Raw genomic sequence first — 3,647 nt, forward strand, 5'->3', positions numbered from 1 at the left:
CCCGATCTACGGCGAAGTCCCGACGGCGATTCAGACGAAGATGCTCAACCAGTAATCAACGCGAGACTCTACCTGAAACTAGAACAATCAAATTACCCGAAGCGGCCTCGCTCCTTCGGCGCGCCTGTGCGCAGGAGGTTCAACTGGTAATTACCGATGTAGCCCTTCGCCTGAAAGTGCTTGAACAAATCGTCCACCGACGGGAAGACGCGCGTCGCCGTCTCGGTGATGAAGGGAGAGGGCTCCTTCTTCGGACGCCAGATGACATAGACTTCCTTCGTGCCTTCGAAGGCGTGCTGAAGCTCGCGCTCGACGCCCGATGACAGGCCGGGAATGCCGCCCGGCAGCTCCGGCACGTAGCTGACGATCATGTCCGACTGGTCGATGAGCTTGAAGTCGCGGGCGTAGATCTGGCTGTCGATGTCCGGGGCGACGTCGGTCACCGCGGGCACGCTGAAGTCGAGCATCCTGCCGTTCACTTCCAGCGTGATCTTGCCCTCGCCGCGCTTCGTCGCCTCGGCCGCTTCAAAGAGCAGACGCTTCTCGTCCAGATCGCCCGGGTCGAAGCAGATGAAATGCTCGGCCAGGGCATCGCGGAAGCCGTCGATCTCCGCCAGCACGTCCGGCATGTCCATGACATGCGACATCGGGAAGCTCGGATAGATTCGCTTGCGATGCTGCTCAAACATGAGCCGATACAGCGACTCCGCCGTGGACGCCGCGTGCCCGCGCGCGAGGACGTAATACTTGCCATGACCGCCGATGGCGTGGGCGAGGATTTCCGTCGCGAGAATCTCCTCCTCGCGCCAGACCATGATGTCCTTCAGGGTATGGACGATATCGTGCTCGCGCAAGAGCCGCTCGTGGACCGCGTCCACGTTATCGACCAGGGTGACGTAAAGGTCGGCGTCCAGCGTCGTCATGTGATCGAAGTCGAACGCCTCGAAGAGCCCGTGCTTCCAGCGAAACGTGGCGTGCGTATTGACGATCACGTTCTCGGTCCGCTCGGCGAGATTGATGATGTCCTTGAAGACCGCCCGGCGTAGCGTGTTCAATCTTGTGCGCGGGAGGTCCAGAATGCGCCCCTGAACGATGTCCGGCGCCTCCTTGTACATCATGTCGCCGACGTTGCAGAGCGCGACCTGCTTGCCTCGGGTCGAGGCGATGCGCACCACTTCCTCGAGGAACTCCTTCTTGTCCACACCGACCTGACCGGTCACCACGACACGAACGCCCTGGTGACGGGACTTGCCGAAAAGCGTTGATGAGGCATTCGCCATAGCGGGTTCTCCGAATCGATCCAGTTTACCCCATCCCCGAAACCTCGCCAAACTCGGTTTCCCCCCTGCCGGAGCATCAGATATTGAAAATCCCCATTCTGATGCGAAAGGCCGAACGATTTCGGACGATATGGCCAATAGCGCCGCAGACGGTTATCCTGATAGCGGATGCACAATAAGCGGGGCCGCCGCGTTTGCCCGATGCGCTCGCAATATTCACCGGGCAACACCCCAATACCCCCGCGTTGCTGCAACGACCGCCTTCGGCACTGGATTTGCTAAATGCCGCCGACCGACCACAAAACCTGGCTCCAAACTTTTCAGGAGCTACTCCACTACTACGTTCCGGAGCTTCCGCCGTCGCCCGCCCTGGTCTTCGGCAGCCTCGCCGTGCTCTGCGCGGGGTTGTTTCTCGTCTTTCGCAGTGGCAAGTCGGAGCGCATGGTCGTGAGTTGCTTCGGATTCATTCTCGGCGGATGGATCGGCTGGCAGGCCTCTGACCTTGTCGGAACGCCCGGACCGATCTCTGCCGCGGTCCTTGGGCTCGTGCTGACCATCATCGCCTATCGAACTTATCGCATCTGGCTGGCCGGCGGATCGGTCGTCGTACTATTCTTCGCCGCGACGACCTTCCAACTCGGACGCGGCGACTTGTCCCGTTACCTCCCGGCCGTCGACGCCGCACGGGGTAAGACGGAAGGCGCAAGAGTGCTGGAGCTCCCCACCTCGGAAGAGCAGCAGCGCAACCAGCTCAATCAGGCCGCCGTCCAACTAGAGAAGTTCAAGGAGAAGGTCATCTCGGAATTGAAGGCGCTCGGCCCCATCGGATGGCTCTTGCCGCTGGCGGCAGCCGTGGTCGGCGGCATCCTGGCATTCTGGGCCCTCCGCATCTTCACCATCATCTGGCTCGGGCTCCTCGGAGCCTGTCTCGCCGTGACGAGCGCCATGACCCTGATCTGCGCCCAATGGCCCGATGCGCGAGATTCGATCTTCAACGAGCCGCGCATCGGCATCGGCCTGATCGCCGGATTGTGGATCGCCGGCCTCCTCCTTCAGGCCAAGGAAGCCCGGCTGCCCAAGCGCGTCATCAAGCCGGAAGGCGGTAAGCCCGCAGCGCAAACGGCGTGACACACATCGACGCATGTTCTACACTCGCTGGGCGTAGGTGAAAGACCCGACCATGCGCTCCATCCGCATTATCTGCATCCTCGCCGGCCGGCACGTTCGGGTGCTGTCGCGCTCGCCTGCGACAATCGCCGTCGTCTTTCTGCCGAGTGTCGTCCTCTACACCATTTTCACCCAGATCTTCGCCGGGCCCGCCGGCCGCCCGTTCCGCGTCGCCGTCATCGACGAAGACCAGTCCCCGGCATCGAGGCGATTGATCGAGGAACTGGTCGAGCAGAATGTTCGCATCATCCGCAATGAAAGTGAAAGCGCCGGCGCCGCGCCCTTGACCGCTGAATCAGCCCAGAACCTGATCCGCAACCAGGGCAAGTTTCGCGTCGCGCTGGTGATCCCAAAGGGCTTCGGCGAGGCCCCCAACATGATGTCAGGCCCACGGCACAAGGGCGTCATCGTTTATTACGACAAGCTGGAACCGACCGAGTCGGAGATCGTCGTCGGCATGCTCCAGATGGCCGCCGGCCGTGAATTTTTCGAGGGCATGATGCGCCCGCTTGCCTCGGTGGCGGGTGAACAATCCACGACCGCGCCGGCGAACCAGAAGCTCCTTGTCAGGGTCGATCGTCGAGACGTCACCAGTCAGCGGATGAAAATCGCCGCCAAGCACACCTTTCTCGCGGGCATCGTCCCGATGTTTCTGCTCTTCAGCGCCGCCGCCGCCGCCCGGGCCATCCTCGAGGCACTCGGCACCGGCGAGATGCGCCGCCTGCTCGCCGCCCCTATCACGCCCGCCCACATCCTGCTCGGTGAAATGCTCTACGCCCTGCTGATCGCGATGGTCCAGTGCTACGCCATGTATCTGTACGCGTGGCTGCTGTTCGGCGTGGACATCTGGGCCATCACCGGGGGGCTGCTCCTGCTCACCATCACCACCTGCCTCGCCACTACCGGCTTTGGCGTGTTGATCGGCTCCTTCTGTCGAAATGCGGAACAAATCGATTCGGTCGGAACGGTTGTTGTGCTGGCGATGAGCGCCGTCGGCGGCAGCATGGTTCCCCGATGGATCATGCCCGAATGGATGCAGAAGCTGGGCCTCCTCACCATCAACGGCTGGTCCTATGACGGCTTCATGGGACTCATTCAGGGACAAGGACTGCGGGGCATCATGCCGGAGTGCCTCGTGCTGACAGCGATCGCCATCGGCAGCGCGTCCCTGGGCAGCTATTTGTTCGCCAGAAGGCTCGC

3 protein-coding genes are annotated in these 3,647 nt (G+C 62.0%); 2 read left to right on the top strand and 1 reads right to left on the bottom strand.

Annotated features, from left to right (window positions below):
• Positions 1-92: 92 nt before the first annotated feature.
• Positions 93-1,280, bottom strand: a complete 1,188-nt coding sequence (locus ACKUUH_RS17195) for an AAA family ATPase (RefSeq protein WP_407951114.1) — start codon at positions 1,278-1,280, stop codon at positions 93-95.
• Between the two features lie 282 nt (positions 1,281-1,562).
• On the opposite strand from ACKUUH_RS17195, the gene ACKUUH_RS17200 reads away from it, so the two are divergent.
• Together ACKUUH_RS17200 and ACKUUH_RS17205 are read left to right on the top strand one after the other, a co-directional pair.
• Entirely contained in the window at positions 1,563-2,408 is an 846-nt protein-coding gene (locus tag ACKUUH_RS17200) for a hypothetical protein (RefSeq protein ID WP_407951115.1), read from the top strand.
• A 52-nt stretch (positions 2,409-2,460) separates the two neighbouring features.
• The coding region (locus tag ACKUUH_RS17205) for an ABC transporter permease (RefSeq protein ID WP_407951116.1) at positions 2,461-3,647 on the top strand (1,187 nt) is incomplete at its 3' end.

Origin of the sequence: Parvibaculum sp., from assembly GCF_045863935.1 — a bacterium.
GTDB lineage: Bacteria > Pseudomonadota > Alphaproteobacteria > Parvibaculales > Parvibaculaceae > Parvibaculum.